This window comes from Ornithinimicrobium carbonis, assembly GCF_977012275.1.
In genome coordinates, this window is sequence record NZ_OZ348993.1 from 512,804 (window position 1) to 538,969 (window position 26,166).

The 26,166-nt window shown below is 70.8% G+C and carries 33 protein-coding genes, 1 tRNA gene and 1 pseudogene; 21 read left to right on the forward strand and 14 right to left on the reverse strand.

Features of this window, described 5'->3' with window-relative positions; translation table 11 throughout:
- Positions 1 to 12 precede the first annotated feature (12 nt).
- From ACWHYA_RS02325 to ACWHYA_RS02340, 4 genes are all read left to right on the forward strand, one after another.
- A complete protein-coding gene (locus ACWHYA_RS02325) occupies positions 13 to 1,803 on the forward strand; it encodes a DUF7800 domain-containing protein (RefSeq protein WP_425939265.1) in 1,791 nt (596 codons plus the stop codon).
- 121 nt (positions 1,804 to 1,924) lie between these two features.
- Positions 1,925 to 2,335 carry a VOC family protein gene (locus ACWHYA_RS02330; protein ID WP_425939263.1) on the forward strand — a complete coding sequence of 137 codons (411 nt, stop codon included), beginning with the start codon at positions 1,925 to 1,927 and terminating at the stop codon, positions 2,333 to 2,335.
- A gap of 203 nt (positions 2,336 to 2,538) precedes the next feature.
- Positions 2,539 to 2,943, forward strand: coding sequence for a hypothetical protein (locus tag ACWHYA_RS02335; RefSeq protein WP_425939261.1), 405 nt, complete (start codon positions 2,539 to 2,541; stop codon positions 2,941 to 2,943).
- Positions 2,936 to 3,142: a helix-turn-helix transcriptional regulator gene (locus ACWHYA_RS02340; RefSeq protein WP_425939260.1), complete on the forward strand. Its 207-nt coding sequence runs from the start codon at positions 2,936 to 2,938 to the stop codon at positions 3,140 to 3,142. Before ACWHYA_RS02335 ends, ACWHYA_RS02340 begins: the two co-directional genes overlap by 8 nt.
- Positions 3,143 to 3,445: 303 nt before the next feature.
- On the opposite strand, the gene ACWHYA_RS02345 is transcribed toward ACWHYA_RS02340, so the two are convergent.
- Entirely contained in the window at positions 3,446 to 4,549 is a 1,104-nt protein-coding gene (locus ACWHYA_RS02345) for a YihY/virulence factor BrkB family protein (RefSeq protein ID WP_425939258.1), read from the reverse strand.
- Between the two features lie 638 nt (positions 4,550 to 5,187).
- On the opposite strand from ACWHYA_RS02345, the gene vapB reads away from it, so the two are divergent.
- The 4 genes from vapB to ACWHYA_RS02365 all read left to right on the forward strand — a co-directional run bounded on the left by vapB (position 5,188) and on the right by ACWHYA_RS02365 (position 6,666).
- Positions 5,188 to 5,409: a type II toxin-antitoxin system VapB family antitoxin gene (vapB, locus tag ACWHYA_RS02350; protein WP_425939257.1), complete on the forward strand. Its 222-nt coding sequence runs from the start codon at positions 5,188 to 5,190 to the stop codon at positions 5,407 to 5,409.
- Between the two features lie 185 nt (positions 5,410 to 5,594).
- Positions 5,595 to 5,810, forward strand: a complete 216-nt coding sequence (locus ACWHYA_RS02355) for a hypothetical protein (protein ID WP_425939255.1) — start codon at positions 5,595 to 5,597, stop codon at positions 5,808 to 5,810.
- A 164-nt stretch (positions 5,811 to 5,974) separates the two neighbouring features.
- Positions 5,975 to 6,160, forward strand: a complete 186-nt coding sequence (locus ACWHYA_RS02360; protein ID WP_431473516.1) for a hypothetical protein — start codon at positions 5,975 to 5,977, stop codon at positions 6,158 to 6,160.
- Complete coding sequence (locus ACWHYA_RS02365) at positions 6,157 to 6,666, forward strand: class I SAM-dependent methyltransferase (protein ID WP_425939253.1); 510 nt, start codon at positions 6,157 to 6,159, stop codon at positions 6,664 to 6,666. The genes ACWHYA_RS02360 and ACWHYA_RS02365 overlap by 4 nt, the downstream gene beginning before the upstream one ends.
- A gap of 251 nt (positions 6,667 to 6,917) precedes the next feature.
- Here ACWHYA_RS02365 and ACWHYA_RS02370 read toward each other — a convergent pair whose 3' ends face one another.
- Together ACWHYA_RS02370 and ACWHYA_RS02375 are read right to left on the reverse strand one after the other, a co-directional pair.
- Positions 6,918 to 7,889, reverse strand: coding sequence for an alpha/beta fold hydrolase (locus ACWHYA_RS02370; protein WP_425939251.1), 972 nt, complete (start codon positions 7,887 to 7,889; stop codon positions 6,918 to 6,920).
- A gap of 372 nt (positions 7,890 to 8,261) precedes the next feature.
- The gene (locus ACWHYA_RS02375) at positions 8,262 to 9,512 is read right to left on the reverse strand and encodes a multidrug effflux MFS transporter (RefSeq protein WP_425939249.1); all 1,251 of its coding nucleotides are present in this window, start codon (positions 9,510 to 9,512) and stop codon (positions 8,262 to 8,264) included.
- On the opposite strand from ACWHYA_RS02375, the pseudogene ACWHYA_RS02380 reads away from it, so the two are divergent.
- The 11 genes and pseudogenes from ACWHYA_RS02380 to ACWHYA_RS02430 form a co-directional block, all read left to right on the forward strand.
- A pseudogene (locus tag ACWHYA_RS02380) lies at positions 9,479 to 9,772 on the forward strand (DUF3817 domain-containing protein); the annotation flags it as partial. The gene ACWHYA_RS02375 and the pseudogene ACWHYA_RS02380 sit on opposite strands and share 34 nt — an antisense overlap.
- Before the next feature lie 319 nt (positions 9,773 to 10,091).
- Positions 10,092 to 10,700, forward strand: a complete 609-nt coding sequence (locus tag ACWHYA_RS02385; protein WP_425939247.1) for a hypothetical protein — start codon at positions 10,092 to 10,094, stop codon at positions 10,698 to 10,700.
- A gap of 147 nt (positions 10,701 to 10,847) precedes the next feature.
- Positions 10,848 to 11,366: a hypothetical protein gene (locus ACWHYA_RS02390; protein ID WP_448095504.1), complete on the forward strand. Its 519-nt coding sequence runs from the start codon at positions 10,848 to 10,850 to the stop codon at positions 11,364 to 11,366.
- Positions 11,367 to 11,542: 176 nt separating this feature from the next.
- A complete protein-coding gene (locus ACWHYA_RS02395; RefSeq protein ID WP_425939244.1) occupies positions 11,543 to 12,196 on the forward strand; it encodes a transcriptional regulator in 654 nt (217 codons plus the stop codon).
- Positions 12,197 to 12,423: 227 nt separating this feature from the next.
- Complete coding sequence (locus ACWHYA_RS02400; RefSeq protein WP_425939242.1) at positions 12,424 to 13,053, forward strand: alpha/beta hydrolase; 630 nt, start codon at positions 12,424 to 12,426, stop codon at positions 13,051 to 13,053.
- Between the two features lie 438 nt (positions 13,054 to 13,491).
- Positions 13,492 to 13,983, forward strand: coding sequence for a hypothetical protein (locus ACWHYA_RS02405; RefSeq protein ID WP_425939240.1), 492 nt, complete (start codon positions 13,492 to 13,494; stop codon positions 13,981 to 13,983).
- Entirely contained in the window at positions 13,970 to 14,197 is a 228-nt protein-coding gene (locus tag ACWHYA_RS02410; protein ID WP_425939238.1) for a helix-turn-helix domain-containing protein, read from the forward strand. Before ACWHYA_RS02405 ends, ACWHYA_RS02410 begins: the two co-directional genes overlap by 14 nt.
- A gap of 76 nt (positions 14,198 to 14,273) precedes the next feature.
- Positions 14,274 to 14,477: a toxin-antitoxin system HicB family antitoxin gene (locus ACWHYA_RS02415; RefSeq protein WP_075958334.1), complete on the forward strand. Its 204-nt coding sequence runs from the start codon at positions 14,274 to 14,276 to the stop codon at positions 14,475 to 14,477.
- Positions 14,478 to 14,480: 3 nt separating this feature from the next.
- Positions 14,481 to 14,840 (forward strand): type II toxin-antitoxin system death-on-curing family toxin, encoded by a 360-nt coding sequence (locus ACWHYA_RS02420; protein ID WP_425939236.1) that lies wholly within the window; start codon positions 14,481 to 14,483, stop codon positions 14,838 to 14,840.
- A 57-nt stretch (positions 14,841 to 14,897) separates the two neighbouring features.
- Entirely contained in the window at positions 14,898 to 15,203 is a 306-nt protein-coding gene (locus ACWHYA_RS02425; protein WP_425939234.1) for a hypothetical protein, read from the forward strand.
- Positions 15,203 to 15,445 carry a YlcI/YnfO family protein gene (locus ACWHYA_RS02430; RefSeq protein WP_425939232.1) on the forward strand — a complete coding sequence of 81 codons (243 nt, stop codon included), beginning with the start codon at positions 15,203 to 15,205 and terminating at the stop codon, positions 15,443 to 15,445. The genes ACWHYA_RS02425 and ACWHYA_RS02430 overlap by 1 nt, the downstream gene beginning before the upstream one ends.
- 33 nt (positions 15,446 to 15,478) lie before the next feature.
- On the opposite strand, the gene ACWHYA_RS02435 is transcribed toward ACWHYA_RS02430, so the two are convergent.
- From ACWHYA_RS02435 to ACWHYA_RS02485, 11 genes are all read right to left on the reverse strand, one after another.
- Entirely contained in the window at positions 15,479 to 15,889 is a 411-nt protein-coding gene (locus tag ACWHYA_RS02435) for a type II toxin-antitoxin system VapC family toxin (protein WP_425939231.1), read from the reverse strand.
- Positions 15,876 to 16,106, reverse strand: coding sequence for a FitA-like ribbon-helix-helix domain-containing protein (locus tag ACWHYA_RS02440; RefSeq protein ID WP_425939229.1), 231 nt, complete (start codon positions 16,104 to 16,106; stop codon positions 15,876 to 15,878). The genes ACWHYA_RS02435 and ACWHYA_RS02440 overlap by 14 nt, the downstream gene beginning before the upstream one ends.
- Positions 16,107 to 16,769: 663 nt before the next feature.
- Complete coding sequence (locus ACWHYA_RS02445; RefSeq protein ID WP_425939227.1) at positions 16,770 to 16,919, reverse strand: hypothetical protein; 150 nt, start codon at positions 16,917 to 16,919, stop codon at positions 16,770 to 16,772.
- 25 nt (positions 16,920 to 16,944) lie between these two features.
- Positions 16,945 to 17,403, reverse strand: a complete 459-nt coding sequence (locus ACWHYA_RS02450; protein ID WP_425939225.1) for a hypothetical protein — start codon at positions 17,401 to 17,403, stop codon at positions 16,945 to 16,947.
- Positions 17,400 to 17,615 carry a hypothetical protein gene (locus ACWHYA_RS02455; RefSeq protein ID WP_425939223.1) on the reverse strand — a complete coding sequence of 72 codons (216 nt, stop codon included), beginning with the start codon at positions 17,613 to 17,615 and terminating at the stop codon, positions 17,400 to 17,402. The genes ACWHYA_RS02450 and ACWHYA_RS02455 overlap by 4 nt, the downstream gene beginning before the upstream one ends.
- 169 nt (positions 17,616 to 17,784) lie before the next feature.
- Positions 17,785 to 17,857 (reverse strand) — tRNA-Arg (locus ACWHYA_RS02460).
- A 49-nt stretch (positions 17,858 to 17,906) separates the two neighbouring features.
- On the reverse strand, positions 17,907 to 18,371 hold the full coding sequence (locus tag ACWHYA_RS02465) for an SRPBCC family protein (protein ID WP_425939222.1): 465 nt from the start codon (positions 18,369 to 18,371) through the stop codon (positions 17,907 to 17,909).
- A gap of 90 nt (positions 18,372 to 18,461) precedes the next feature.
- A complete protein-coding gene (locus tag ACWHYA_RS02470) occupies positions 18,462 to 21,269 on the reverse strand; it encodes an AAA family ATPase (protein ID WP_425939220.1) in 2,808 nt (935 codons plus the stop codon).
- Positions 21,266 to 22,498 (reverse strand): metallophosphoesterase family protein, encoded by a 1,233-nt coding sequence (locus ACWHYA_RS02475; RefSeq protein ID WP_425939218.1) that lies wholly within the window; start codon positions 22,496 to 22,498, stop codon positions 21,266 to 21,268. Before ACWHYA_RS02475 ends, ACWHYA_RS02470 begins: the two co-directional genes overlap by 4 nt.
- 179 nt (positions 22,499 to 22,677) lie before the next feature.
- Positions 22,678 to 23,031 carry a CrcB family protein gene (locus ACWHYA_RS02480; protein WP_425939216.1) on the reverse strand — a complete coding sequence of 118 codons (354 nt, stop codon included), beginning with the start codon at positions 23,029 to 23,031 and terminating at the stop codon, positions 22,678 to 22,680.
- Complete coding sequence (locus ACWHYA_RS02485; protein ID WP_425939214.1) at positions 23,028 to 23,438, reverse strand: fluoride efflux transporter FluC; 411 nt, start codon at positions 23,436 to 23,438, stop codon at positions 23,028 to 23,030. The genes ACWHYA_RS02480 and ACWHYA_RS02485 overlap by 4 nt, the downstream gene beginning before the upstream one ends.
- A gap of 118 nt (positions 23,439 to 23,556) precedes the next feature.
- On the opposite strand from ACWHYA_RS02485, the gene ACWHYA_RS02490 reads away from it, so the two are divergent.
- Both ACWHYA_RS02490 and ACWHYA_RS02495 read left to right on the forward strand, forming a co-directional pair.
- Entirely contained in the window at positions 23,557 to 25,011 is a 1,455-nt protein-coding gene (locus ACWHYA_RS02490; protein ID WP_425939212.1) for a hemolysin family protein, read from the forward strand.
- A complete protein-coding gene (locus tag ACWHYA_RS02495; RefSeq protein ID WP_425939210.1) occupies positions 25,008 to 26,084 on the forward strand; it encodes a hemolysin family protein in 1,077 nt (358 codons plus the stop codon). The genes ACWHYA_RS02490 and ACWHYA_RS02495 overlap by 4 nt, the downstream gene beginning before the upstream one ends.
- The last annotated feature ends 82 nt before the right edge of the window (positions 26,085 to 26,166 follow it).

The following is a 26,166-nucleotide window of genomic DNA, read 5'->3' on the forward strand; positions in this document are numbered from 1 at the left end:
ACAATGGTCGGCATGTCCGGTCCCCTGCTCCTCGGACCGCTGCTGCGGCACGTCGACGAGGAGTCCGCCGCCGTATGGGTCGAGACGGACCGGGCCGCCACGGTCACGGTGCGGCTGGCCGACCATCCGGACGGCCGGCTCGAGTGGAACGTCCCCACGTTCGCCGTGCACGGCCACCACTACGCCCTGGTCGAGGTGGTCGGCCTCACCCCCGGGTGGCGCACGGCATACCAGGTGCTCGTGGACGACGAGGTGCACTGGCCGGAGCCGGACAGCCCCTTTCCTCCCAGCGTGCTGACCGCGGCGTCGGACGAGGGTCGGGTGCGGCTGGCGTTCGGTTCCTGCCGCACCAGCGTCCCCCACGACGCGCTGCACCACCTCAGCCACGGTGTCGACGCGCTGCGCACCTTCGCGCTCGACGTCGCCGGCGGGGGTAGCGGACCGTTCGAGGAGGGACCGGACCTGCTGCTCCTGCTCGGCGACCAGGTGTACGCGGACTCGACCAGCGCCGCCATGCGCGACTTCATCGCCTCGCGGCGGGATCTGGACGTCGACCCCGGTCCCGAGCTGGCGGACTTCGAGGAGTACGCCCACCTGTACGCCCTCGCCTGGGGCGAGCCGGCGCTGCGCTGGCTGCTGTCGTGGCTGCCGTCCCTGATGATCTTCGACGACCACGACGTGCGCGACGACTGGAACACCTCCGTGCGGTGGCGCGAGCAGATGGAGGCGACCTCGTGGTGGCGGGGACGCATCGTGGCCGCCCTCGGGTCCTACTGGGTCTACCAGCACCTGGGGAACCTCTCCCCCGCAGCCCGGGCCGCCGACCCGCTGTGGCAGGAGCTCGGCCGGCGCAGGGACGGGCGCCCCGGCCACGAGGCCGACCTCACCGACGCCCTCGACAGCTTCGCGGCGCACGTCGACGCCCACCCGACCGCGTACCGATGGAGCTACACCCACCCGCTCGGCGGGTCGCACCTGGTGGTCGTGGACTCCCGTGCCGCGCGCGACCTGACGCCGGGCCGGCGGTCCGTCCTGGACGACGCGGAGATGGCGTGGCTCGACGAGCAGCTCTCCGGTGGCCACGAGCACCTCGTCGTCGCCACGTCCCTGCCCTTCCTCCTGCCGCGGGGACTGCACCACCTCGAGTCCTGGAACGAGGCGCTCGTCGACGGAGGGTGGGGCCGGCGGGTCGCCGGTCTCGGCGAGCGCCTGCGGCAGGGCCTCGACCTGGAGCACTGGGGCGCCTTCAGCGACTCCTTCGACCGGGTCACGCGCATGGTGGACGAGGTGGCCGACGGACGGAGGGGAGCGGCCCCCTCCTCGGTGATCTTCCTGTCCGGCGACGTGCACCACTCCTACGTCACCGAGGTCGAGCGCCTGACGGGTTCACGCATCCTGCAGCTGGTCTGCTCCCCGATCCGCAACCCGCTCCCGCGGGCGATGCGGGCCCTCGTGTCGGGGATGTCGCACGCCGCCCGACCGCTGGGGCGGCTGCTGGCCAGCTCCGCCAAGGTGCCGGACCCGCGGTGGCGCTGGCACGGGGTCGCCGGTCCGTGGTTCGACAACAACCTGGCCGTGCTGGAGGTCGCCGACGGACACCTCAGGGCTGCGTGGGTCGCAGGCCGGGTGCTCGGTGGCGAGGAGGGCCACCCCCGGCTGACGACCGTGGCAGACCTCGATCTCGACGTGCCTCCCGCGGGGTCGGAGCACCGACCTGCGGTCGCGCACGTGCACCCCGGTGTCGTCGGGGGTGCCCGCGGTCGGCTGCTCCGGCTGCTCGAGCGTCGCCGCGACAGGGGTTGAGGTGCGGCGGGCTCCCCGTGCCCCCGCGCGTCCGGGGGGGGCACCCCCGTCGGCGTGCGGTCCGTCCCTGGCAGGGCGTCGGCGCTGCCTCGGTGGTCGCGGCTGCCTTAGGCTGCGCCGCATGACCGCACCGGCGCCGTACGTGTTCCTTCCCGGCACCGCCCGGGAGGCCCTCGCCTTCTACGCCGACGTCTTCGGCTGCTCCGCCGAGGTTCACACGCTGGAGGACTTCGGCAGGACGGACGGTCCGCCGGATGCGGTCGCCCACGGACGTCTCTCAGGCGGACCGGTCGCCCTGTTCGCTGCCGACGCGTCCGCCGACCAGGCACCGTTCCGGAGCGAGGGCATGATGCTGTCGCTCCTCGGGGCAGCCCCTGCTGCCACCCTGACGGAGTGGTTCCGCAAGCTGGCCCGGGGCGGGCAGGTCGTCGACGACCTGCAGAGCCGTCCGTGGGGAGCCACCGACGGACAGGTCGTCGACCGTCATGGGCTGCACTGGCTCATCGGGTACGAGGAGGACGACTCCGCCTGAGCGTCCACACCGCTCGTCAAAGACCTGGCGCACAGCCGGCGACCGTCGGGCGCCCACAGCGGTGAGTCGGGATGCTGGGGACGCGGCGAGCCCCCGCCCGACACGGGGCTTGGTGGGTCTGGTGCCCTGTCGGAGCGCGCACAGGCTGCCAAACCTGACAAGTTCACTTGACAGGCCCAGATCCTGTCACGTACGCATGACACATGAGGACATCGCACATGTGGTGGGTGGCGGGGCCCCTTGCGCTCGGGGGCCTCGTCCTGCAGGGCTTCGGGAACGCCGAGGCCGACAACCCGTTCCAGGATCCGCTGGGTCTCCTCGGGATGCTGCTGGTGATCCTGCCGCTGACCCTGGCGCTGAACGTCACGATGCGCCGACGCCGGGACGTCTCGGGCGAGAGCTCGCCGGACAGCGTGGAGTTCCGCGCCGCGCAGCAGGCCCGCAGCAAGGCCTACGGTGATGCCGTCATCCTCGGAGCGGTTCTCTTCCTCCTCCTGACGATCGTTGCGGACACGGTCGCGGCCCTCACGGCCATGGCCTTCATGACGCTCGCGGTCGGAGCCTTCTGGATCCGCTACCGCCTGGCCCTGCGAGCCATGGGTGCCTGAGACGGTCAGCGTGCTTCGAGAGCTGAGGGAGTCCCGCGGCTGGAGCCAAGGACGGCTGGCCACGGAGCTGCGCGTCTCCCGCCAGACGATCAACGCCATCGAGACCGGTCGTTTCGACCCCAGCCTCCCGCTGGCCATGCGGTTGGCGCTGACTTTCGGGCGTCCGGTCGAGGACATCTTCATCCTCAAGCAGGACTGACCACAGCCCGGGTGGGGGTCGGCCGCACCTGGAACTCCCCCGCCCACGCCCATCGACGCTGGGGAGCGACCCGCGGTGGACAGGACCTGGTGGCGCCCGGGGAAGCTGCGAATCGGGAGGTCGGGCACGGTTCACCTCCGCAGAGGACCTCGTTCTGCTCGATGAGCAGGCCCGTGGGCGCCAGACTGGGCCACCCGCATCTGGCTTGGTCGCCGGCATGGCTGTCGCGTACCTGACGCTGATCACGTGCCTGTCGCGCGTGCCATTCCCAGGGAAGGGCGCGACGTCCGAGCGAACCGGACCCTAGTGCCCCTGCCGGTCGAAGCGGGGGTGGTCCTCGGGGATGAGCGACCCGGTGACCTGGTGGTGGGGCCAGGCGAGGGTATGCGGTGCGCTGAGGGTCACGTAGTTCGGTTGCTCCTTCGCGTGCACCGTGTCGGGATGGACGGGCACGTGCGCGGCGGGCGGGTTGGCGGTCCAGGCGGCGACGAAGAGCAGCCAGCGCAGGGCGAGGTTAAGCGTGAGCATGAGGGTCGCCACGGCGGCAAAGGTGGAGAACAACGGGCCGGCCGAGATGGCGCCGACGACAGAGGCGCCGCCCACCCGGAGCAGGCCGAAGCCGACCGCACCGAGCACCATGCCCTGACGCATGTCCGCCCACGGGATCCGGATCTTGCTGATGACGCGCAGGACCAGCCACACCAGCAGCCCGTCCAGGACCGCGATGAGCAGCAGGGCGGCACCAGCGAGCAGCCAGCCGGCGACAGAGCTGCGCAGCCCGATCCAGACCATGAGGTTCTCACCGAGCAGAGTCATCGCCGAGACGGCGGCCGAGGAGGCGAAGAAGGTGAGGGCGAGGAGGATGAAGCCCCACAGGTCGATGATCTTGCCCCGGACGAAGCGCAGCGGCGCCCCACCGAGACCGAACATCTGCCGCACCGTGCGACGCAGTCCCGTCATCATCGTGAGAGCGGTCCACACGATGACCACCGTCGAGACGGCGGTCGTCCACCCCCAGGTGCCGTCCCGGAGAAGATCCTCGGCCCCGATCAACCCGTCGTTGCTCCCGTCGTCGATGATGCCCGGCACCACGGAGTTCACGATGTCGATGGCTCCGGCGACCAGCTCGGGCCGGCCGCCGAGGAAGGCGCGGGCGGTGTTGACGATGATCGTCAGCGCCGCCGTCAGCGAGAGCAGCGCCGTGAAGGTCACCCCGCCGGACCCGAGGTTGCCCCAGGCCACGACGTAACGCAGCCCGGCGCGGACGAGGCGCGGCTGACGCCCCATGTCGAGCAGGTCGTACCACCAGTCCTGCAGCCGGCCCGACCGGTGCGCCTCACGGACCCGGTCGCGCGCCGCCGCGGCCCGCTCGCGGTGCCCGCGCGGATCCTGGGTGAGGGGTGACATGGGCCCCATCCTGCCGCGAGCCTTGGGGGCGGCTGAGGGCACCCGTCAGCGGGACTCGTAGGCGGCGATCTCCTGCAGGTCGACGCCCTCGCTCCTGGCGGGGTCGCGCGGCAGGTCCAGCCAGAGGTCGACGAGCGCAGCGGTCGCAGCTGGGCGATGACGTTCTGGCCAGTGCGCACACCGAGGAGAGGACCCGCACATCATCGCTCAACCGCCACGAGGGTCCCGACCCAGGCAGCCGCTCGAACGAACTCACCCGTGACAGGTACAGGCATCTGATGTGCCACCGGTGCCGAGCGGGTAGCCGTCGAGAGGGCCGACCAGGCCTTGAAGGTCCCAAAGGTCCCATTGACGTCTCAAGATCGGCATGCAGGCACCCGCCAGCCTTCAGCGAGCCATCTGCTGCACACACACGAGGTGCCCCCGGCAGGACTCGAGCCCGCGACACCCGCTCCAGGAGAGCGACCTCAGCCCGGATGCGACGACCACCACGTCGAGTCCTGCCTGCTCAGAGGCTTAGAGCACGCGCCAACGATGAGAAGTAGGGGGCCCATCGAGGCAGTCGCGTCCCACCGACGTCCCACTGGGCGGCTTACAGGCGCGACGCGTTCGACCGCCGATATCAGAGGAGGTGGACCATGCCGGACATCCTGATTCGAAACGTCCCGGGCGAGGACCTCGCTCTGCTCGATGAGCAGGCCAGGCGCGCTGGACCGTCCCGCGCCGAGTACCTGCGCAGGCGACTGCATGAGCAGGCGCACCGTGACCAGGCCCCGGTGATTGCTGTCGACCTGGATGCGCTCGCCGAGCTTCTCCCCGACCTGGGCGACTCCGAGGTCATGCGCGACGCCTGGTCATGACCACCTGGCCTATCGACAAGTCGGCCCTGGTCCGCCTGGGCGCCAGTCGCCGGGCGCAAGACTGGGCCACCCGGATCGAACGTGGTTTGGTGGCCATCTCGACCGATGACCCGGCTCGAGGTCGGCTACCGGCACGGTCAGCAGGCCACTTCGTGCCCGTCCTGGACCTGCCTCCGATCGCCTCCATGCGTGTGGAGCATCTGACGCCAGCACTGGAGGACCGGGGGCACTCCAGGTGCAGCGCCTACTCGCGCAACGTGGGCGCCACCGCGCCGTCGATCCCCGACCTGCTCAACGCCGCCACCGCCGAGCTCAGCGGCCCCACCGTGCTGCATCTGGACGAGGACTTCGACCTCCTCGCCGCACTGACCCAGCAACCGACCGAGCGACTCGACAACTGAGGCGCCTGCTGCTGAACCAGCGCTGACAACCGCTCCGCGGCTACGTTTCATTGACGGCAGGATCGGGCCCGGAACAGGAGTTCGGCGACAACCCTCGAGGGGGCCCGCGCCGGTACGGTCGCGCCTGACCACTTTGACACCCTCGCGGAACGGAAGTTGCGGCCATGACTGACTACGACGGCTTTGCCAGTGCTTACTCCCACGCGAACGAGGCGAATTTGCTGAACGCCTGGTACGAGCGACCGGCGATGGTCCAGTTGGCCGGTGAGGTGCAGGGGCGCCGCGTTCTGACGCTGGCTGCGGCTCGGGCCCCTTGGCCGCCGAGCTGCGGGACCGGGGCGCCCTCGTGAGCGGTTTCGACGTGAGTACCGCCATGGTCGACCTGGCTCGCGAGCGGCTGGGTGAGCAGACAGACCTCAGAGTTGCCGACCTGGGTGAGCCCCTGCCCTACGACGACAACGCTTTCGACGTCGTCGTGTGCTCGCTGGCGCTGCACTACCTGCAGGACTGGAGCGCTGCGCTGACCGAACTGCGGCGCGTCCTGCGGCCCGGCGGGCGGCTGGTCGCCTCGGTACCTCACCCGTTCGTGTACCTGTTCAACTACCAGGACCAAGACTACTTCTCCCTCACACAGTACTCCGAAGAGTTCGAGTTCGCGGATGAGAGCGCCGTTCTGACCTACTGGCACCGGCCACTGCATGCCATGACCGACGCCTTCACCGAGGCAGGGTTCAGCATCGCGGCAGTCAGCGAACCACCGTGGTCACCGGATACACCAAACGAGCTCCTGCCAGCCAACGCGGGCGAGCGGACCGCCTTCGTGTGCTTCCTCTTCTTCACTCTCCAAGCGCCATGACCAGGCCCGCACCACCAACCCCGACCTGCCCGGCGACAGCGGACAACGACCCGCCATGCACAGACGGAGCGCGGCAGAGTACGACGCCCGACCTCCGCGCTGTCGTCGTTCGGTGAAAAGGGTGTGTCTCGGGTGAAGCTGCCCGGCCGCCGTCGTGAAATGCCTTCCTGGAAAACGCTGGCACAGCCCCGCCCTGCTCTCACGGTGAGCCGTGACACCCTCGCTGCGAACGGTCCGAGCCGGCCCGGCGCTCAGGCCGAACGATCGGTCTGGGGTTGGAGGCGCTCGGCCATCGCAGCATTTGCCCGGCTCCACGCATCGACCATCTGCGGGCCGCCGTGACCTTCTTGCTCGACGATGACCAGCTCGCTGGCCGGCCATCGTCGGTGCAGCAGCCAGGGAGTGACGGCGGGGCCGCTCACGTCCTTGCGTCCGTGGATGAGGACGGACGGGACGTCCCGCAGCAGGTTCATCCGGTCGAGGATCGGCGGCTCGAGAAAGGCATGGTGGCTCCAGTAGTGCGTCACCAGCGTCGCGAACGGCACCGCCACATCGGGCTCGGTCGTCTCGAGTTCGGCTGCGTAGCCCGAGCCGATCGACGTGTGCCAGTCCTCCCATCGCCCCCAGGCCCGTGCCGCCTCGATCTGCTGCTCACGGTCGCTGGAGCGCATCACCTCGGCCATCACGGCGACGAGCGGAGCCTTCCCCCGCAGGTATCCCGGGTGGTGCTGCTCGGCCCACGTGGCGAGCTCGTCCCACGCCTCGGGGTAGAGCATCTGGCACCCCTCCGTGATCCAGTGGACCTCCTCGGCGCTCGTCGTGGTCACCGCCATGAGCACGATGCCGGCCACCCGGTCGCGGTGCGCCTGCGCGTAGGCGAGCGTGAGCGTGGCTCCCCACGAGACGCCGTTGAGCAGCCACCGCTCGATCCCCAGGTGCCCGCGCAGCGCCTCGATGTCGGCGATCAAACGCTGCGTCGTGTTCGCTCCGAGGTCATGGCCCGGCTCACCGGCCAGCGGCACGGACCGGCCGGCCCCGCGCTGCTGCATCCCCACCACCCTGAAGCGGTCGAGGTCGAACCGCTGGCGATAGCCGGACCGAAGCACGGACCCGGGGCCGCCGTGGAGGTAGAGCGCCGGGACGCCCTCGGGGTTGCCCCACTCCTCCCAGTAGACAGACTGGCCATCGAGGTCCAGCAGGCCTGAAGAGGTTGGTGCGTCCATCCTTCCAACATAAGGACCATGCGACTGGCGTCGCCACTGGACGCAGTCCGACGGTTACGACGTGGCGGGTGAGCTCATCGCTCAGCACCCGCACCTCGTTCTGGACACGGACGAGGTACCGCCGGCAGAGTCGGCCGCACGAATAATTGAGTGGGTCGACACCCTCACCACTGACCACATCGACCGAGTCCGCGAACTCGACGACGGGGGTGGTTGCTGGACCGTGAGTGACTGGAATCGGCCGACGTGGCGCAGCCAGGGCACCCTGAAACTCGGCGGATCAGCGGCAGTCTCGCGACTTGCGGCAGATACGGCTGATCCCACTGCCGGTGCGGGGGATGAACCGGGACGTGGTCCCACCCGTCCGGGGAGTCACTCCCAGGGCATGTTTCGCAGGATGTCCTGCGGGCGGGCCAGCACGGTGTAGAAGAACCACGACGCCGCGGCGCAGACGACCATGATGGCCGCCATCGGCACCGCCGAGTCGACCCCGAACAGCCCGCTGACCGGGGAGATGAGCGCGCCGAAGACGAAGTTCGCCGCCCCGAGCAGGGCGGCAGCCGCTCCGGCCCGCTCCCCGTGGTCGGCCAGCGCGATGCTCGGGCTGTTCGGCATGACGAAGCCCACCGAGCCCATCAGCAGGACGATGCCGCCGACGATGGCCCACACGCCTACGTCCACCAGCGCGGCGGTGAGCAGGGCCAGGGCGATGGCCAGCATCGAGGGCAGCGCCACCCGCAGCACCGCGGCCGGGTGCACCGTGCGCACCAGAGACCCGTTGACCTGGCTGGTGACGGTCAGAGCTCCTGCGCCGGCGGCGAAGACCAGGGCGTACTGCTGGGTGGTCATCCCGTACAGCCCCTGGAAGACGAAGGTCGCGCTGGATATGTAGGCGAACAGGCAGCCCATCGCGGTGCACGCGGTCAGGACCAGGCCGACGTAGCGTCGGTCCGAGAGCAGCACCCGGTAGCTGGTCCACAGGGTCCGCGGACCGAAGTGGCGCCGTCGCTCCGGGGGCAGGGTCTCCTTGACGAAGACCAGCGCCAGCACGGCCAGCAGCAGCCCGAAGGCTCCCAGCGCCCAGAAGATGGTCCGCCAGCTGCCGAAGATCAGGAACTGGGCGCCCAGCGTCGGCGCCAGGATCGGGGCCACGCCGACCACCAGGAAGAGCCGGGAGATGAAGGTCGCCATCCGGGAACCGCTGTAGAGGTCGCGGACCATGGCCTGGGACAGCACCATCCCGGCCGCACCGGCCAGGCCTTGCACGAAGCGCAGCAGCAGCAGCACCTCGATCGAGGAGGAGACCGCGATCGCCGCCGAGACCAAGACGTAGAGGATCAGCGAAGCGATCAACGGTCGGCGCCGGCCGAAGGAGTCCGACAACGCCCCTATCAGGAGCTGGCCGGTGGCGAGCCCGACCAGGGTCGCGGTCAGGGTCAGCTGCACCGTGGCCTCGGTCGTGGACAGGTCGTCCACGACGGCCGGGAAGGCGGCGAGGTACATGTCGATCGTCAGCGGGCCGATCGCGACGAGCGCCCCGAACAGCAGCAGCCGACCCAGCGGGGAGGGTTCGGTGCGGGGCCGGAGGGATGCGGGGGGTGCTGCGACGGGAGCTGAACTCACCACGGGACCAAGGTGGATGCCATCCGGGATATTCCCGGCAGCGGGCGCGGGTCGGGTGGGCCGCCAGGCCGTCCCTCCTCGCCGGCCCCGCCCGCGTCTTCGGTGACCTGGCCCTGGCCGAGATGGTCACCTGGGCCGCGCTGCTGGCCGCGATGGCCGGTGTCTACCTGCTGGAGGGCCCACGGCTGGTGAACCGCGTCTCCGGCGGCGTGCACGAGTTCGTCTTCCTGACCTACGCCTTGGTCACGGCGCTGGTCGCGGTGGGCCGGCGGCCTCGAACGCCTCGCGGCAGTAGCGGCGCGCCGGCTGGCCGACCAGTCAGACTGGGCGAATGGACCTTCTCGCGGCCTCCGCGGTCACCAAGGACGTACCGGAAGACTCGGTCGTCGTTCGTCGTGGGCTCACCCGCACGATGCTTCGCTCCCTCATCACATGAAGCACAGTGGCTCGCGCCGACCCACCTTGGCGCTTCTGGGCGTCGCCCTGCTAGGGGTGCTTGTGCTGCTCCTCGGGCCGGGTTTGCTCAGGAGCCTGTCCGCAGAGAACTCGTTCTCGCTGGGGTGGGGTCCAGAGTGCGCGGTGCAGACCGCGGACGGCGAGATCGAGCTCGACCGGGACGAAGCGAAGCTGGCGACGACGGCGGTGGTGCGCCTGGCCCGCGGCATGGAGCCACCGGATACCTCGGGCCTCGACGAGGCGGTGCTGCAGCGGCTCGCCAACGGGCCGCCCGGGGATGCTGGCCCGAGCATGACCTGCCAAGGCTCAGCCGCACGCGACCTGGACGAGCAGCAGCTGACTGCCACCGGCCTGACACCCCGCGCTGAGCGGCTGCGCGAGGCGATGACTCAAGACTTTGGAGACCAGAGCCTGGGCGGATTCGCACCAGGCGGCATCGACCAGGGACACGGGGCGGAGTCGACCCACTACGACGGCCGTGCCATCGACATCTTCTTCCGCCCCGTGACCGAAGAGAACCGGCGGCAGGGATGGCTGCTGGCCCACTGGCTGGTCGCGCACGCCGAGGGCCTGGATATCCAGTACGTCATCTTCGATGACCGGTACTGGAGCGCACACAACTCACGAGGCCATTGGCAGGCCTACGACGGACCCGACCCGGACAACGAAATCCTGCGCCACCTCGACCACGTGCACGTGGACGTCCTGGGCGGGACGCGGCTAGGCGGATGATGGACTCGCGGTTCGGGAAAGAGCCGATGACGTTCGGTGCGGTCTACTGCGGAGAGGCGTGAACGCGGCAAAGTAGTGCGCTGGACCAGGGCGACGTCGCGTCTGTCTCGGTAGGGTTCCGTCATGAGGCCGTCTCCGCAAGAAGTCGTGTCCCAGCTCACGACCATTCTCCGATCGCCTTGGCCAGAAGGCGTCGACGATGGACTTCCATGGCTGCGCTCCAAGGGCATCGCGACTGAGACTGCAGAAGAGACACCCGCAGAGGGCAATGGTCGATCCTGGCATAGGGCCTCGATGCCCATTTGGGGCACGGCTCGGGCAGGGTGGAGCACGTACCGTGAGCGGTTCGCGGACGTCTTCTGGTTCCTGTGGGACGACCACGGCTTGGACGACGTCCGCGACGCTGCGGCTGAGTTGGCCCAGCAGATCGCCGACGTTCACGGAGCGCCCGAGGAGACCACCGAGGAAACGGTGGGCCACGGACCGAGCTGGTGGTGGCGTCTGGATGACCACAGCATCGAGATCTATGCCCACAACGGTGCGGTCCGGCCAGAAGGCTTCCCGGCCGGACCATCGGTCGTGCAACTGCATGTCGACCTACGCGCAGTCGCAGACCCTCGTGAGGCCGAGGCGCGTGAAAGGAACGCCCTCCGGGGCGCTGACTGATTCCAGTCAGGCGGCTCCAGGTTCCAGTCGCAGCGCGGCAGATGCGCGCCTCTGGCGGCCTTTCACAGTGGCCTCAATCTGCGCTCGACCCCGTGGGGGAACACACCCGTGTGGTGGCCTGCCAGTCGCAGGGACGCGTCGCCCCACTACCCGGACGCGCAGCCGGGCGGTGTTGCTTGCTGGCGCTGCACACGCTTGCACCCGTGTCGTCGATTTCTCTGCTGTCGCTCCACGGTGTTCGGGTACTCGGTCACGCCACAGCCCGGCAGGTCGGGGAACTGTACGGGCTTGACCCTGGGGAGGTCCAGGAGAACCTTCTGGATGCCGAGGCGCGCGGTTTGGCCCGTCGCCCCGCCTATACCGACGGCAGCGGCTGGTCGATGACGGATCTGGGGCGGCGGCAGGGCGAGCAGATGTTGAGCGATGACCTCGATGCTCACGGCACACGGCAGAACGTGGTGGATGGGCACGGGCGCTTTCTGCCACTGAATGAACGTCTTGGCCCCCTCATGACGCGCTGGCAGCTCAGGCCTACAGAGGATGATCCGCTCGTGTTCAACGACCACTTGGATGCCGGATACGACCGGGCGATTCTTCGCGAGCTGGACCGTCTCGTGGCCGAGCTGCGGAACGTTATGGCGGTGCTTGCCGCCGAGGTGCCCCGGTTCGGGGTTCACCAACCGCGCATGGACGCAGCCCTGGCACAAGCCTGGGATGGAGACCACCGATGGGTCGACTCACCAGAGGTGGCTGCGGTGAATCTTGTCTGGATACAGCTGCACGAGGACTTCCTGGCCACCCTCGGCATCACGAGGGGGACAGAGTTCTAAGGGCACGAGCGAGCCGTCAAGACGAAGCAATCAGACTGCGCAGGTCGCGGCATGATCGGACGAGCGTAGCCGTCCTCAGCGCGGCATGATCGGACGAGCGTAGCCGTCCTCAGCGCGGCATGATCGGACGAGCGTAGCCGTCCTCAGCGCGGCATGAGCGGTACTGCATCCGATCCTGACGTGGTCGTCCGGAGCCCCAACCTCAGCATCTGGGGCACCATGGCGTGGTGCTCGAATCCACCGAACTGCGCTCGTGGACATGGCCGACGCCTGAGAACCTGGCGCCCGTGGTCGTGTTGCACGGCAGCGGACAGGACGAGAACACGCTTCTGAGCTTCGCCCGGGCCGCCTGCCCTGGCCACACCATCATTTCTGTGCGGGGGCGCATCGCCTGGGAGGAGGGGTTCGCCTTCTTCCGCCGCAACCCCGACCGCACTCTCGATAAGACGGACCTCGAGCACGGAGCTGCGGCCATCCAACACCTCCTTGAAGGTCTACAAGACGCGTACTCCGAGTCGCCGATCTTGCTCGGGTTCTCGAACGGGGCCATCGCAGCGGCGGCCGCCATCGTGTGCGCCCCGAATCTGTCCGCGGGTGCGATTCTGCTGCGGCCGTTGTCCCCGTTTCCCGAAAGGGTCTTCCCGCCTCTGAGCGGCTATCCGGTCCTCCTCGTGAGTGGAGAAGGCGATGCACGGCGCCACCCATCTGATGGACCCGCGCTCGCGCGTCAGTTCGAGTCCGCGGGCGCAGACACGTCGCTGGTCGTGCTGCCCGGCGGCCACGGACTGACGACCGCAGATGAGGACGCGGTGACGAGGTGGCTACCCAAAGTTGGGCGCCCACGTGAAGCGCGCTGAATGTCCTTCACTCGCGCTGTCGTCTGAAGGGAGGCCACCAGTACAAGATGCCGGCCTCACGGCAAGCGTTGCCTGGCCGACGAGATCCCCACTCGCGGCAGAGTCGGACGAGCGCAGCCGTCCTCCACAGCGGCAGAACAGTGCGCTTCGCACGGTCGCCCTGGCAGCGGGCGGGGCTCCATTGCGGACGCTGCGGCGGTCGGCACGCCCTCCTTCGGGTACCGGTAGCCGTAATCTCTTGACGCCCCGGCCCCCCGGCCTTATCGTTCCTCAATGCATCGAAGTTCGATAAGGGGAGCGTGAGCAGTGAAGCAAACGACGACGAAAGTGCGACCCTCACGGGCGGGCTTGACGACTAGGGTTCTGGACCTGCTCATCTGGGGCGCCCTCGCGGTGTGTCTTGTGCGCCTGTTTTCCATCTTGACCGGAATAGTCCCCATGTGGTGGTGGGACGACGCGTGGGTTCCTGCGACAGCGCTGCCGCAGGTGCTGCAACTCGACTACAAGGTCACAGAGGATGACTCTGCGCCGGGAGACATCCGCCTGCTACCGCTATGGTTGCGGGCGCTCGGCTCGGTCTCCATCGTCCTGTTCACCGTCATGTTCGTCATGGTGCTGCGGGGGGCACGCCTGGTGGCGCAGCGCGCGATGCAGGGTGCCCCCTTTGCCCCTGATATCGCCGGCCGCCTCCGCACGATCGCTGTTGTCGTCCTCTCCCTGGCCCTCCTGCGCGTTCTCGTCGACGTGGGGACCATCTCTGGCGTCATGACCTGGGAACCTCCGGACGAGCGATGGCACTCACTCGCAGTTGGCACGAACATCCCATCCATCTCGCTCAGCCTGGTCATCGCGGCCATCGTTGCCGGATCGCTGGCCTCAGCGTTCGAACGAGGCGCCCGACTGGAGAAGGAGACGGATGGGCTCGTCTGAGGACCACCGCATCGTCTCCCGACTCGGCGAAGTTCTCATCGATCGGGACATGACGCTGACCCAGCTCTCGCACGCGACCGGCATCACCCTGGCCAACCTCTCCATCCTTAAGAACGGCAGAGCCAAGGCGGTGCGGTTCAGCAGCCTCACCCTCATCTGTGACGCACTGCACTGCACACCCGCGGACCTGCTGGACATCACCCCCAAGCAGTGAGCGCACCTCCGCGGCCCTCAGGCCATCCAACGGCACGCGGCATGAGCGTTAGATACCAGAGTGATACCATGCCTGGATGGCGATGACTCTGCGACTTTCTCCGGAGGACGAGCGAGCCCTGGCGGCCCTGGCCGAGGCCGAGGGTGTGAGCAAGCAGGAGGCGACGGTGCGGGCGATCCGGGAGGCGGCCGCGCGCCGCGGGCATGAGGAGCGGGTCCGGGAACTGTCCGCACGCGGACGAGAGCGGTACGCCGACCTGCTCGAGCGTCTCGGACGCTGACCCTTGGAGTACCTGACCACCGAGGACCCGCTCACCCTGGCAGCGGACCTGGGCGTCAGTCCGGTCCAGGACCTTGGCCTGCTGGACTCCGCGGCCCACCGCCCCAGCGCCAGCGTCTTCGGACGTGACGCCTACCCCGACATCGATGCCAAGGCCGGCGCACTGCTGGAGTCCATCGTCGTCAACCACCCGCTCGTCGATGGCAACAAGCGCCTGGGATGGCTCGCGGTGGTCGTGTTCTACGGCCTCAACGACATCGACCTCCAAGCACCCGACGACGACGCCTACGACCTGGTCATCGCCGTCGCCAGCGGCACGGCCGACCACCAGGTGGCAGCCCGCCACCTGGCCCAGTGGCACTAGCTCAAGCCAACGGCTCGCGGCATGTGCGTACGTAGTCGTCTGTAATACACTTGGCATATGAGCGGACCGTTCGACCTGGAAGGGCTCGATGACATCGAGCCCTTCGAGGTCGACAAGCAAGCCGATCACCTGTTCAAGCATCCGCACCTGGGGATGGGCGACGTGCTCGATGCGTGGAGCAGCGACCCGCTGTTCTACCCGGGCCAGGCCGCCAGCTCACTGGCTGATGCTCGCGGAAGTCAGTGGGCGAGTACTCATCGTGCCGCTGGCTCCATCTCGATCGGGCGATCCGAGCAAGTGCCGACCGATCGGCTGCTACGAGGCATCTTCGGGCCTCGCCGCTACGTACCGGAGGGACCGTGATGAGCACTGACGACAGCCGGCCGATGACGCCGGAGCAGGAGTACGAGTTCTACGCCGACCCGCGCAACCAGGAGCCCCAGGGACCTGCGCGTCGTCGCAAGCGACCACTGAGCACACCCGTGCCGGTGCGCTTCCCAGCGGATCTGCTCGAGGAAGTGAAGCGCGCCGCAGAAGCTGACGACCGTTCAGTCTCAGCCTGGATCCGCCGAGCCGTCGAGCACGAGCTGTCCCGCCCCGCCTGACCCCCCTGAGTCCAGCACGCGGCCAGCGGCATGTCAGCGGGAACGTGAGAGGGGCTTGACGACTTCGATGGGGCACGTCGGGCCTGGGGCTCGAGCGATGCGCCGATCTCCGGTGAGGAGTGTTGCCTGAATTGCCTCGGCCAGTGCGACGTAGGAGGCGTCGTAGACGGTGAGGTTCTCCCGCAGCTCCCAGCAGCGCATGACCAGCGCCCCGTGATCGACCCGTTGCAGCGGCAGGGCGCGCAGGTCGTCCAGAGCGAAGGCGACGCGCCGAGGGTCCAGCTGGCCGCCGCGCGCCAGACCGCGCCACACCGACACGACCTCCAGGTCGACAAGGCTGGGCGCCGCCAGGTCCTCACCGCGCAGCCGCGCGCGGAGGTGGTCTCCGTCCGGCCCGTCGTCGAGCAGGGCGACGGCCAGGACGCTGGCATCAACGACGAGCACGCTCGAACCGCAGCGCGCTCACCGCGTCCGCCAGGGGGAGCGTGCCGCCGGCTCGGCTACCGGCCCGCTCGAGCACCTCGTCCAGTGTCGGTTGCTGGGCGTCCCGGATGAGCCGGGCGCGCAGGTACTCCTGGAGCGACTGGTGGGCTGCCGCCGCACGCTCCCGCAAGACGGCGTGCGTCTCCTCAGGGACATCCTTGATCTGAATGTTGGGCATGGCGCCATTATGGCTCCAGACGAGCCAATAGGGAACCTCGCGCTCATCGGCGTGACAGCGATGTATCGACCGCGGGCTTCCGCATCCCTGTGAGCGACGTGCGGTCATCGCCAAGGACCAGACGGCTGGCGGGTAGCACCGTCATGGAGTCGTTGGCGCTCCGCCTGTCGTTGACCGCCTCGAAGCCTGTCGGGCGCGGCGTCTGCCGTGAGCGTGGAGGAAACCGGTGACGGCACCGCCAGCCGGTGGATAAGGCGGCTCTGGTGCCTGGCTGCCTCGGGTTCCTTGATCGGCGGACCCGCCAGGCCCTGATCGGTGGAGGGGAGGTCATGGGCCGCACGCCAGACGGCGAGGTCGCTGAGCAGATGGTCGTCCACGTCCGGGGCCAGGATCGGATACGCGGGCCTGCTGGGCCTCGTCGGTGACACGCTCGGCCAGCTGCCCGACCCGGTGGGCGAGCGGTCGAGGTGGTCGCTCGCCTCCGCGTCCTGCCGCGGACGGTGGGACGTAGGGCAGCCAAGGCAGGGTCGCTTCCCGGTGCGACGGTGGGATGGTGCCGCTGATGCGCCAGACGAGGGCCGCGGGGTCGAGCCCGGTTGAGTGGTGTACGAGGGTATCCCTCATTGAGGGGTTAGGCGGTCAGGGCGGGGACGAGGGTGCGGCTTACCTCCTGGGTGGTTTGGCCGGCGCGGTCGCGGTGGTGAGGGCGGTCCGGCAGCGGACCAGTGCGTCGAGGCCGATGTAGCGGCGTCGCTCGGCCCAGCCGTCGTGCTGCTGGGCCAGGACCGGCAGGGCGTCCTGGTAGGCCAGCACCGCCTGCCGCAGCAGCTCGGCAGCGTCACCGCGCTCCTCCGTTGGCCGACAGTTCCCGGCCGTCGCGGGCGAGGATGTCGATCAGCACCTGCCGCGGATCGAGCACCGTGTCTTGCACCTCGGGGCCGACACCGTCCAGCGAGGCGGTGGGCGTACCGAGGTAGAGGTGGTTGGTCTGCCGGCCGCGGGAGAGGGCGACGTACAGGCCCTGGCGGGGCTCGGTGCCGTTCAGGACGGTGTGCGTGGTGTCCACGGTGGCGCCCTGGGCGCCGTGGATGGTGCTGGCGTACCCCAGCTGCACGTGCTCGGCCACGTAGGTGGCCGGCAGGGTGACATGAACCGGCTTGCTCCGGGGTCTGTGGGCCTGGCGTTCTACCGAGGCGGACCCGTCGGGGTGGACGGCCAGGAGGTGCCACCGGTCGCCGTTCTTGACCCAGGACCCGTCCCCGGCCCGCAGCCGCCGGTCGTTGCGGCGGGTGATCACGGTGTCACCGGCACTCTCGCGCGGGTGCCGTCGGCCAGGGTCACCGCGGGTCCAGGCTGGTGTCCGGTGGTGTCGAGGCGGTCGGTCCGGGCGCGCTGGTTCAGCTCACGCACGGTGTCCCGGGTCGCCGCCAGCAGCAGGCTCGACAAGCCGGCCTTCTGGTCGGCGGACCAGGCGGAGTGCGCCGCCTCGTCCACGTCCCCGGTGTCCACGGCGTGGACCCGGCCGAGGTCGAAACTGGCGCCGCGACGTGCACTGGAACGCGACGGCAGGCGGTCGACGTCCGCACGAACTGCGGCGCACCGGTGCGAGTGGGTGGATCGCGGCCGGCGTGGGCAGTCTCTCGGCGTCAGCTCCTCATTGACCTGCACAGATGTGACGTGCCCCCGGCAGGATTCGAACCTGCGACACCCGCTTTAGGAGAGCGGTGCTCTATCCCCTGAGCTACGAGGGCAGACCGGCCGTGCGGCCGGGCGCGGGGTCGATCTTCTCATGACGTGCCCTCAGGAGGCGACGGCCGCCGCCAGACGGTTGAGGCTCTCCTCCAGCTGGTCCTCGGAGACCAACGGAAAGCTCAACTTCTGCAGGAGGGCCTCGTCGGTGACGTTGCTCCAGTCGTAGGTATGGCGCACCTCGGTGCTCTCGGGCCCGTGCGGCACGAGCTCCCACACCCACTGCCATCCCTTGGGCTCGGTTCCCGCCGGGGCGGTCTGCCACGCCAGCAGCTTGCCCTCGTCGTAACCGGTCACGTGGTTGTCGGTCTGGTAGTCGCCGCCCATGTGCTCGCCGGACATGTTCATCGTGAAGGTCTGGCCGGTCCCGGTGATCCGGTCGCCGTGGTCGACGGAGCGCACGAAGCCCGCCCCGTCGAGCTCGACGTGGTGCGCGGGCAGGGACAGGACGTCGAAGATGTCCTTGGCGGAGGCGTCGATGGTCCGGGTGACGGTGATGCTCTTCTGGTCGCTCATCCCTCGACGCTAACGGTGGGGCCAGGAACGCGCGACCGGGGCGCCACGCAACCGGGGCCGGCCGCCTCCGGTCCGACGGGTCGACGCCTCTTACGCGCTCCGCTCCACGGGTGCACCGTGCCGTTCGGTCCGGGCCGTGCGACCTCCCCCCGAGGCTGCCTCCTCCGGCTCCAGACGGACCGTGCGCGCCCCGGGCACCGCGTCGTACCTCCCCGGGGTGCAGGTGAGCAGGATCACCTGCAGCTGGTCGTCGGGTCCGGCGGCCGCCCCCAGGACCTCCCCCATCCGCTGCAGCCGTTCCGGATCGCTGTACCCGAGAGCGTCGTCGATGACGACCGGAACCCCCTGGGAGGGCTCCACCAACCGGGAGACGGCCAGACGTGCGAGGATCCCGAGCTGCTCCTTCGCGCCGCCGGAGAGCTCCTCGAAGGGCACGGTGGAACCGTGCAGGCTGCGGGCACGCAGCGAGAGCTCCTCGTCCACCGTGACGGCGAACGTCGTTCCGTAGACCCGCCGTCCAAGCCGCTCCAGCGCCTCGGTGAAGGGGCGCACATAGGCCCGGTGGGCCGCGTCCCGGTGGGCGTGCAGCGTCCCGCGCAGGTGCCGGACGGCTCGGGCGCGCCGGTCCAGGCCCGCCAACCGCCGCTCCGCCTCGTCCAGGGCCGCCTCGGCCAGCTCGTAGAGCTCCTGGCGCCCCTCGCTCGCGGCGAGCTCGACCTGGCCGGTCAGCGTGTGCAGCACCTCCCGGGCCCGTTCGGCCTCCCGGTGGAGGAGGGTCACCTGCCGTTCGGCCTCCGTGGCGCGCGCAGCGACCCCGCCGACGTCCGCCGCAGCCTCTGCCGCCGTGGCCCGTTCCAGCTCCCCCGCCGTGGCCGTCTCGTCCACCCGGGCCTGGTCCGCAGTTGCCACGAGGGCGTCGTCCTGGATGTCGGCCCGCGCCGCTCCCACGGACGCCTCCAGCTCGGCCAGGCGCGACCGGTCTCCCTCGAGCCGGTAGGCCAGGCGGTCGACCGCTGCACCGATGTCGTCGGCCTGCCGTCGGCACCGGTCCACGGTCGTCGTCGCCGCGTCCAGACGTCGCCGACAGGTACGCAGGCCCTCGGCGGCGGCGCGCTCAGCCTCCCTCGCCGCCTCCACGTCCTCGGGCACCGACAGGCCGTCCTGCTGCTGCGTCGCGCGCCGGGAGGCATCCTCCTGGAGGCGGGCACCCAGGGTGTCCAGCTCGTGCTGGAGCGGGGCGGGCAGGCCCCCACCGACGACCAGGTCGACGGTGCCCCCGCCGACCATCTCCTGCGCGGCAAGGAGGTCCTGCAGCTCCCGAGCCAGTGAGCGGGCCGCGGTACCGCTCTCCCGGGTCCTCGTCGCGACCTCCCGCGCCTCGTCGACGTCGGCGCAGCCGAGCCGGTCCAGCGCCGACAGCAGCGCAAGGCGCGCGGCCCCGATGTCCGCCTGCCGCCGCTGGGCGTCAGGACCCGTGCCCACCCGTACACGCACCGCTCCGGGAACCGTCACCTCGAGGTCGCGGGTGACCCTGAAGGTGCTCGTCGTGGCCGGGCCCAGCTGCTGCCGGTCGCCCTCACCCTCGCCCGTGCCGTCGACGAGCCCCACCTCGACGTCGATGTCGGCGCCGAGCGACTCGACGACGACGCTGGCACTGGCCTGCTCGTGCCGTGCGGTGAGCACGGCGAGGCGCTGCTCGTGACCTTCCAGCGCACGCAGCTCATCGGTGGACACGGGGGTCCGCGGCACCTCGCGGCGAGCCCGGGCGAGCGCGGACCCCAGGCGCAGCAGACGGTCGGCGAGGGCCTGACGTTCACCCAGCCGGGCCTGGTCGTGGCAGTGCTCCAGGTCGGCGCGCGAGGCCAGCAGGGCCTCCTCCGCCACGCCGGCGGCCTGCTCCGCGGCACCACGGAGATGCTCGGCCTCCGACAGGGCGGGGACGAGGAGACCCGCCCGGGCCTGCAGGCCCGCCAGGTCCTTCTCGTCCTCCTGCACCCGCGCGGTCAGGGCCTCCAGGTCGCCGACCAGCCGCCTTCTGGCACCCAGCTCACGGCGTGCCGCCCGGGACCGTTCCTGCGCGAGCCGGTGGGCCTCCGCCGCGCTGCGCCGGGCGGCTCGGACGCCCTCGAGCTCGGCGACGCGCTGCTGCGCGGCGGCCGCGTGCTCCTGAGCCTCCGCGAGCCCCTCCTGCGCACGGTCCACCTCGGTCCTGGCCGCCTGCTGCCGGTCCAGGAGAAGGGTGGCCTCCTGGAGGAGCCGGTGCGCCTCGGCCACCTCCTGCTGGGCAGTGTGATAGGCCTCGATGGCCGCCCGGTAGTCCCCGGTGGGGCGGCCCGCCCGGGCGGTGAAGTAGCGCTGGTACTCCGACTCGACCTTGTCCAGGAGCTGCTCGCCGTTCCCGTCGTGGGCGTAGGCCTCGGCGGCGGTGTCGAGGGCCTGCCTCAGCGCGCCGCTGCCGACGAGCGGTTCGACCGACCCGTCGCCCGACTGCGAGAGCCGCAGGGCCTGCCACAACGTCCGGTCCAGGGCACCGTCCAGCAGCTGGTCCAGCCGGGCCTGGGCGGCCGAGCCGGTCAGGTGCTCCGGGACGGGGGCCAGGACGTCGAGCTCGGTCATCGGTGAGCGGAGCCAGCGCTTGGCCAGCCGGACCCGGCGACCGGCCACCGTGAACTCGGCCTCGACGTAGGGGCCGACGTCGCGCCCCACCGGCTGCAGCGCGCGGACGCGGGCGCTCGTCGAGGTGCACCGCAGGTCCAGGAGCCGGTCGAAGGCCTCCAGCAGCGTGCTCTTGCCCACCTCGTTGGGGCCTTCGACGACCACCACGCCGCAGGAGGGCACCTCCACCGTGCGCTCGCCCACCCCCTTGACGTTCCGCAGGGTGATCCGGTGCAGTCTCATGCAGCCCCCCCGGTCAGCCGGTACAGCAGCGCCAACGCGTCCCGCGCGCTCTCCCCGTCGTCCGGACGGCCGGCGACGAAGGCGGAAGGCGTGGTGCCGTCGGCACCCGTCGCGCCCGGTGCCGCCGCTCCGGTGGCGACACCGGAGCCGGCGACGACCTGGATCTCGGCGGCGGCCGCGGCGACGAACCCACCGACGGCCAGACCGGCCCACGTCTCGTCCCCCTCGCCCACGACGACCACGTCCTGGTGGTGGTCCCGCTCGACCAGGGCTCCCAGCTGGTCACGGTGCCGTTCCCGCAGACCGTCGAGGCGGGCCAGCTGGGGCACCGTCAGGGTGCCCGCCAACGCCAGGTGCACGACGGTGCGGTCCTTGTCCGGCAGGTCGTGCAGCTCCTGCTCCAGCACCTCCAGGTCGGCGTCCCCGTCGACCCGGCGCTCGAGCACCCGGAAGGTCCACGTGGCCACGCGGTGGGGCGTCACGCGCGGCGGCGACCCGTGCGCGGGGTCCAGGTCCACCACGAGGACGTCGCCGGGCGCGACCTCGGTCTCCCGGGTCGGTTCCGGGGCTCCGGAGTACCAGATGTCGGGACGTCCGGCGACGGCCGTGCGCGAGTGCCGGTCCCCCAGCGCCACGTAGTGCACCCGTCCCTCCTGCAGCGCGGTCACGAGGGGAGCGGTACGGATCGAGCTGTCGCTGCGCCGGTCGGGGTCCAGCTCGTCGACCGCACCGTGGCCGACGACCACGCGGACCAGACCGTCGGGCGCAGGCCCCTCGGGGACGTGGGCCAGGGCGTCGGCGAGGAGGTCGCGGCCCGGGTGCTTGCTCTCCCACGGGGCGGCGACCAGCTCCAGACCGGGCGCCACCTCGTGGATCCCCGGACGGTCCAGCACGTGGACGTGGCCGGGAACCTCGGTGCGGAACAGCTCGCTGCGGTAGATCGAGGCGGCGTCCAGGGGGTCGTGGTTGCCGGGAAGCAGGTAGACGGGCACGGGCACGGCCCGGAGCGCGTCGAGCGCGCGGCGGACGGTCTGGGGGGTCAGGTGGTTGCTCTCGAAGACGTCTCCGCAGACGACGACGAGGTCGCACCCCTGGTCGCGGGCGACCCCACCCAGACGTCGCACGGCGTCGGCGCGCGCCGCGGTGAACCGCGCCTGCGCCTCGGGCTCCAGGAAGCGCCGGGTCATCCCGATCTGCCAGTCGGCGGTGTGCAGCAACCGGACCACCACCCTCACCTCCTTCGCTCGATCCTCGGTGCCCGTCCGGCGGTCGCCACCGACGCCCACCGTCACGACCACCGTAGGAGGTGCCACCGACAGACCCCCGCAGGACGGGTGCCGTGTCGGCCCCGGCCCTCACCCGCCCTGCCCGCCCGGCCGCCCCGTCCGGCGCGGCCGGCGCGCACGGGTCACCGCCTCAGGGACCACCAGGTCAGCAGGACGGCGGCCAGACCACCGCCCAGCGATCCCCCCAGCACCGCGAGCACGGCGCGCCACCGGCCCTGCACCGCGGCCCACCACACCTGTGCGACCAGGGTGCTCCAGGAGGTGAGCGCCCCGCACACCCCGGTCGCCAGGAGGAGCAGGAGGGCGGGCGGCCACGACCCGGCGCGCAGCACCAGCGCGGTCAGCGCGGCGGACCCGAGCACGTTCGCCAGAACGAGACCCCCTCCCTCCCCCAGCCACCGCGCCAGGACCCAGCGGGCGACCGCGCCGGCCGCGCCGCCGGCGGCGACCGCCAGGACCCCCACCCACGGCGTCATCGGGCCCCGCCGTGGGGTGGACGCACGGGTATGCCGAGCACGTGCCCCGTGAGCAGCGCACCGCAGGCCAGCGCGAGGAGGCAGAGCACGGGGGTCAGGCCCAGGTGCAGGGCAGCGTCCGCCCGGGCGGGGGACGGGAGCAGGCGGGCCCACACCGCATACCCCGAGAAGGTGGTGAAGCCCCCGAGGACCCCGGTGCCGAGCAGGGGCGGGGCCCAGGCGGGGACCGACGGCAGACGCCGCCAGGTGAGCAGCACCCCCATGAGCAGACAGCCCAGCACGTTGACGGCGAGGGTCCCCCAAGGGCTGCCCCCACCGGCGTCCACCCACCCCTCCAGGGCCCAGCGCAGCAGGGACCCGGCCGCCCCACCGAGGGCGACGAGGAGCACCACCGCACGGACGGGCACGCCGAGAACCCTAGTGCCCGCCGTACACTGGCGGGATGAACGACGCGTCATCCACCGACCACCCCGCTAGTACCGGGCCGGGCTCGCCCCGGCTGCACACCCCGGGGCAGGGGACCCCGTGCTGATCGCGACCGGAGTGGCGGTCGTGGTCGTCCTCACCTTCATGACCGGCTACTTCGTGGCCCAGGAGTTCGCCTACGTCAGCGTCGACCGCGGCCGGCTCCGTCAGCTCGCGGACGAGGGGGACGCCCCCGCCCAGCGGGCGCTGAAGGTCGCCTCCCGGTTGTCCTTCACCCTCTCAGGCGCCCAGTTCGGCATCACCGTCACCGCCCTGCTCGTCGGCTACCTCGGTGAGGAGCTGCTGGTCCGCGGCCTGTCGGACACCTTCGGCGACGCGGGGCCGCTGACCCGGGCGGCGATGATCTCGGCGTTCTCGGTCGGCGTCCTCGTGTTCTCGACCATCCTGCAGATGGTCATCGGCGAGCTCGGCCCCAAGAACTGGGCCATCGCGCGACCGGTTCCGCTGGCCCGCGCGCTGTCCCGGTCGACCCTGCTCTACCTCACGGTCCTGGGCCCGGTGATCCGGCTCTTCGACTCGGCCTCCAACGCCCTGCTGCGGTCCGTGGGCATCGAACCGGTCGAGGAGCTCCCGCAGGGCGCCACCCCTGAGGACCTGACACGCATCATCGCGGAGTCCCAGAGCGGCGGGACCCTCGACGAGGCGCTGTCCACCCTGCTCGAGCGCGGACTGGCCTTCCGCGACCGCGTGGCCGGCGAGGTCATGACCCCCCGACCCTCGGTGCTGACCATCCAGGCCGACGAGACCGTCTCCGTGGTCCTCGAGGCGCTGGAGTCGGGCCACGCCCGCTTCCCCGTCGTGGGGCGGGACATCGACGACGTCGTGGGGGTGATCGGGCTGCACGACCTGCTGGAGGTGGACCCCCGGGCGCGCGCCGGCACGTCGGTGCGCGACCTGGCGGACGAGGCCCTCATCGTGCCCGAGTCCCTCCCGCTGCCCCGGGTCCTGGAGGAGCTGCGCTCGGCCCACCAGCAGCTGGCGGTCGTGGTCGACGAGTACGGCGGCTTCGCCGGCGTGGTGACCTTCGAGGACGTCGCCGAGGAGGTCGTGGGCGAGATCTGGGACGAGGACGACGTGGAGGAGTCCACCAGCCAGGCCCGCGCCGACGGCATCTGGGACCTGTCCGCCCGCCTGCGGATCGACGAGGTGGCCCAGGTCACGGGCGTGGAGCTCCCGGAGGACGAGAACTACGACACGATCTCCGGCCTGGTCCTGGACCGGCTCGGCCGCACCGCCGAGGAGGGGGACAGCGTCCTCGTCCGGTGGACCGGTCGCAACGGCGACGGGGACGACGACGTGCACCAGACCCGCATCGACGTGGTCACCGTCCACCGCTACGTCCCCGACACCGTCGCCCTGCACCCCGTCGTCACGCGCAGCGTCGCCGACTGGTCCCGGCTGAGCGAGGATGAGAGGGCGGCGCTGTCCTCGGACACCTCGATCCTGATCGCCACCGACGAGACCGTCGACGAGAGCCTGGAGGTGGCCCGGTGAGCACCACCACCGCCATGCTCGTCAGCGTCCTGCTGCTGGTGGCCAACGCCTTCTTCGTCGCCGCCGAGTTCGCCATCGTGGCGGCCAAGCGGCACCGCCTGGAGGAGCGCGCCGAGGCCGGCAGCCGCGCGGCCAGGGCCGCCGTCGACGCCTCCCGCGAGCTCTCCCTCATGCTGGCCGGGGCGCAGCTGGGGATCACCCTGTGCACCCTCGCCCTCGGTGCCATCGCCAAGCCCGCGCTGGCCTACGCCCTGGACCCGCTCATCGCCTGGCTCGGCGTCCCCGAGGTCATGGTGCACGTGATCGCGGTCGTGATCGCCGTCTCGGTCGTGGTCTTCCTGCACATGGTCGTGGGCGAGATGGCCCCCAAGTCCTGGGCGATCTCCCACCCGGAGAGCTCGGCCGTGCTGCTGGCCCTGCCCTTCCGGACCTTCACCTGGGTCATGCGACCCGTGCTGTGGGTCATGAACGAGCTGGCCAACCTCGTCCTGCGGGTCGTGGGGGTCGACCCGGTCGACGCGCTGGGCAACGCGCAGACGCCTGCCGACCTGCAGCTGCTGCTCGCGCAGTCCTACGAGCACGGGGTGCTGGAGGACGCCGACCACCAGATCCTCACCGGGGCGCTGCGGCTGGAGCAGGAGACGGTGGCCGCGGTGATGTTCCCGGCGGCGGCGGCCGTGACCGTCCCGCGCACCGCGACGGCCGCGGACGTGGAGCGGATCAGCAGGCAGAGCGGCCGCTCCCGCCTCTTCGTGGTCGAGCCGACCGGTCGGGCCGGCACGCGGCGCATCCGCGGCCTCGTCCACGTCCGCGACGCGATCCTGGCCACGGCCCGGGACCGGGCGGACCGCCCCCTGGGCGACTTCCTGCAGCCGGTGGCCTCCATCCAGGCCACGATGCCGCTGATCGACGCGGTCGCCGCCCTGCGCCAGCAGCGCGCCCAGCTGGCGCTGGTCCGGGACGAGCAGGGGCGGGTCGTGGGGATGACCTCGATGGAGGACATCCTCGAGCAGATCCTCGGCGAGTTCGACGACGAGTCGGACGAGGCGGGCGCGGAGGCGGCCACCCGGTGACCTCGATCTCTCGCTGAGCGCCCGCACGAGGGCCCCCGTCCGGATCGGACGGGGGCCCTCGTGCGGGCAGGGTGCCGGTCGG

What these genes read in the sequence shown, in the direction of transcription:
- ACWHYA_RS02325 (WP_425939265.1), top strand. Translation starts at nt 13, where the DNA reads ATGTCCGGTCCCCTGCTCCTCGGACCGCTGCTGCGGCACGTCGACGAG.
- ACWHYA_RS02330 (WP_425939263.1), top strand. Translation starts at nt 1,925, where the DNA reads ATGACCGCACCGGCGCCGTACGTGTTCCTTCCCGGCACCGCCCGGGAG.
- ACWHYA_RS02335 (WP_425939261.1), top strand. Translation starts at nt 2,539, where the DNA reads ATGAGGACATCGCACATGTGGTGGGTGGCGGGGCCCCTTGCGCTCGGG.
- ACWHYA_RS02345 (WP_425939258.1), bottom strand. Translation starts at nt 4,549, where the DNA reads ATGTCACCCCTCACCCAGGATCCGCGCGGGCACCGCGAGCGGGCCGCG.
- vapB (WP_425939257.1), top strand. Translation starts at nt 5,188, where the DNA reads ATGCCGGACATCCTGATTCGAAACGTCCCGGGCGAGGACCTCGCTCTG.
- ACWHYA_RS02355 (WP_425939255.1), top strand. Translation starts at nt 5,595, where the DNA reads ATGCGTGTGGAGCATCTGACGCCAGCACTGGAGGACCGGGGGCACTCC.
- ACWHYA_RS02360 (WP_431473516.1), top strand. Translation starts at nt 5,975, where the DNA reads ATGACTGACTACGACGGCTTTGCCAGTGCTTACTCCCACGCGAACGAG.
- ACWHYA_RS02370 (WP_425939251.1), bottom strand. Translation starts at nt 7,889, where the DNA reads ATGGACGCACCAACCTCTTCAGGCCTGCTGGACCTCGATGGCCAGTCT.
- ACWHYA_RS02405 (WP_425939240.1), top strand. Translation starts at nt 13,492, where the DNA reads ATGTGGTGGTGGGACGACGCGTGGGTTCCTGCGACAGCGCTGCCGCAG.
- ACWHYA_RS02410 (WP_425939238.1), top strand. Translation starts at nt 13,970, where the DNA reads ATGGGCTCGTCTGAGGACCACCGCATCGTCTCCCGACTCGGCGAAGTT.
- ACWHYA_RS02415 (WP_075958334.1), top strand. Translation starts at nt 14,274, where the DNA reads ATGGCGATGACTCTGCGACTTTCTCCGGAGGACGAGCGAGCCCTGGCG.
- ACWHYA_RS02425 (WP_425939234.1), top strand. Translation starts at nt 14,898, where the DNA reads ATGAGCGGACCGTTCGACCTGGAAGGGCTCGATGACATCGAGCCCTTC.
- ACWHYA_RS02430 (WP_425939232.1), top strand. Translation starts at nt 15,203, where the DNA reads ATGAGCACTGACGACAGCCGGCCGATGACGCCGGAGCAGGAGTACGAG.
- ACWHYA_RS02440 (WP_425939229.1), bottom strand. Translation starts at nt 16,106, where the DNA reads ATGCCCAACATTCAGATCAAGGATGTCCCTGAGGAGACGCACGCCGTC.
- ACWHYA_RS02465 (WP_425939222.1), bottom strand. Translation starts at nt 18,371, where the DNA reads ATGAGCGACCAGAAGAGCATCACCGTCACCCGGACCATCGACGCCTCC.
- ACWHYA_RS02470 (WP_425939220.1), bottom strand. Translation starts at nt 21,269, where the DNA reads ATGAGACTGCACCGGATCACCCTGCGGAACGTCAAGGGGGTGGGCGAG.
- ACWHYA_RS02480 (WP_425939216.1), bottom strand. Translation starts at nt 23,031, where the DNA reads ATGACGCCGTGGGTGGGGGTCCTGGCGGTCGCCGCCGGCGGCGCGGCC.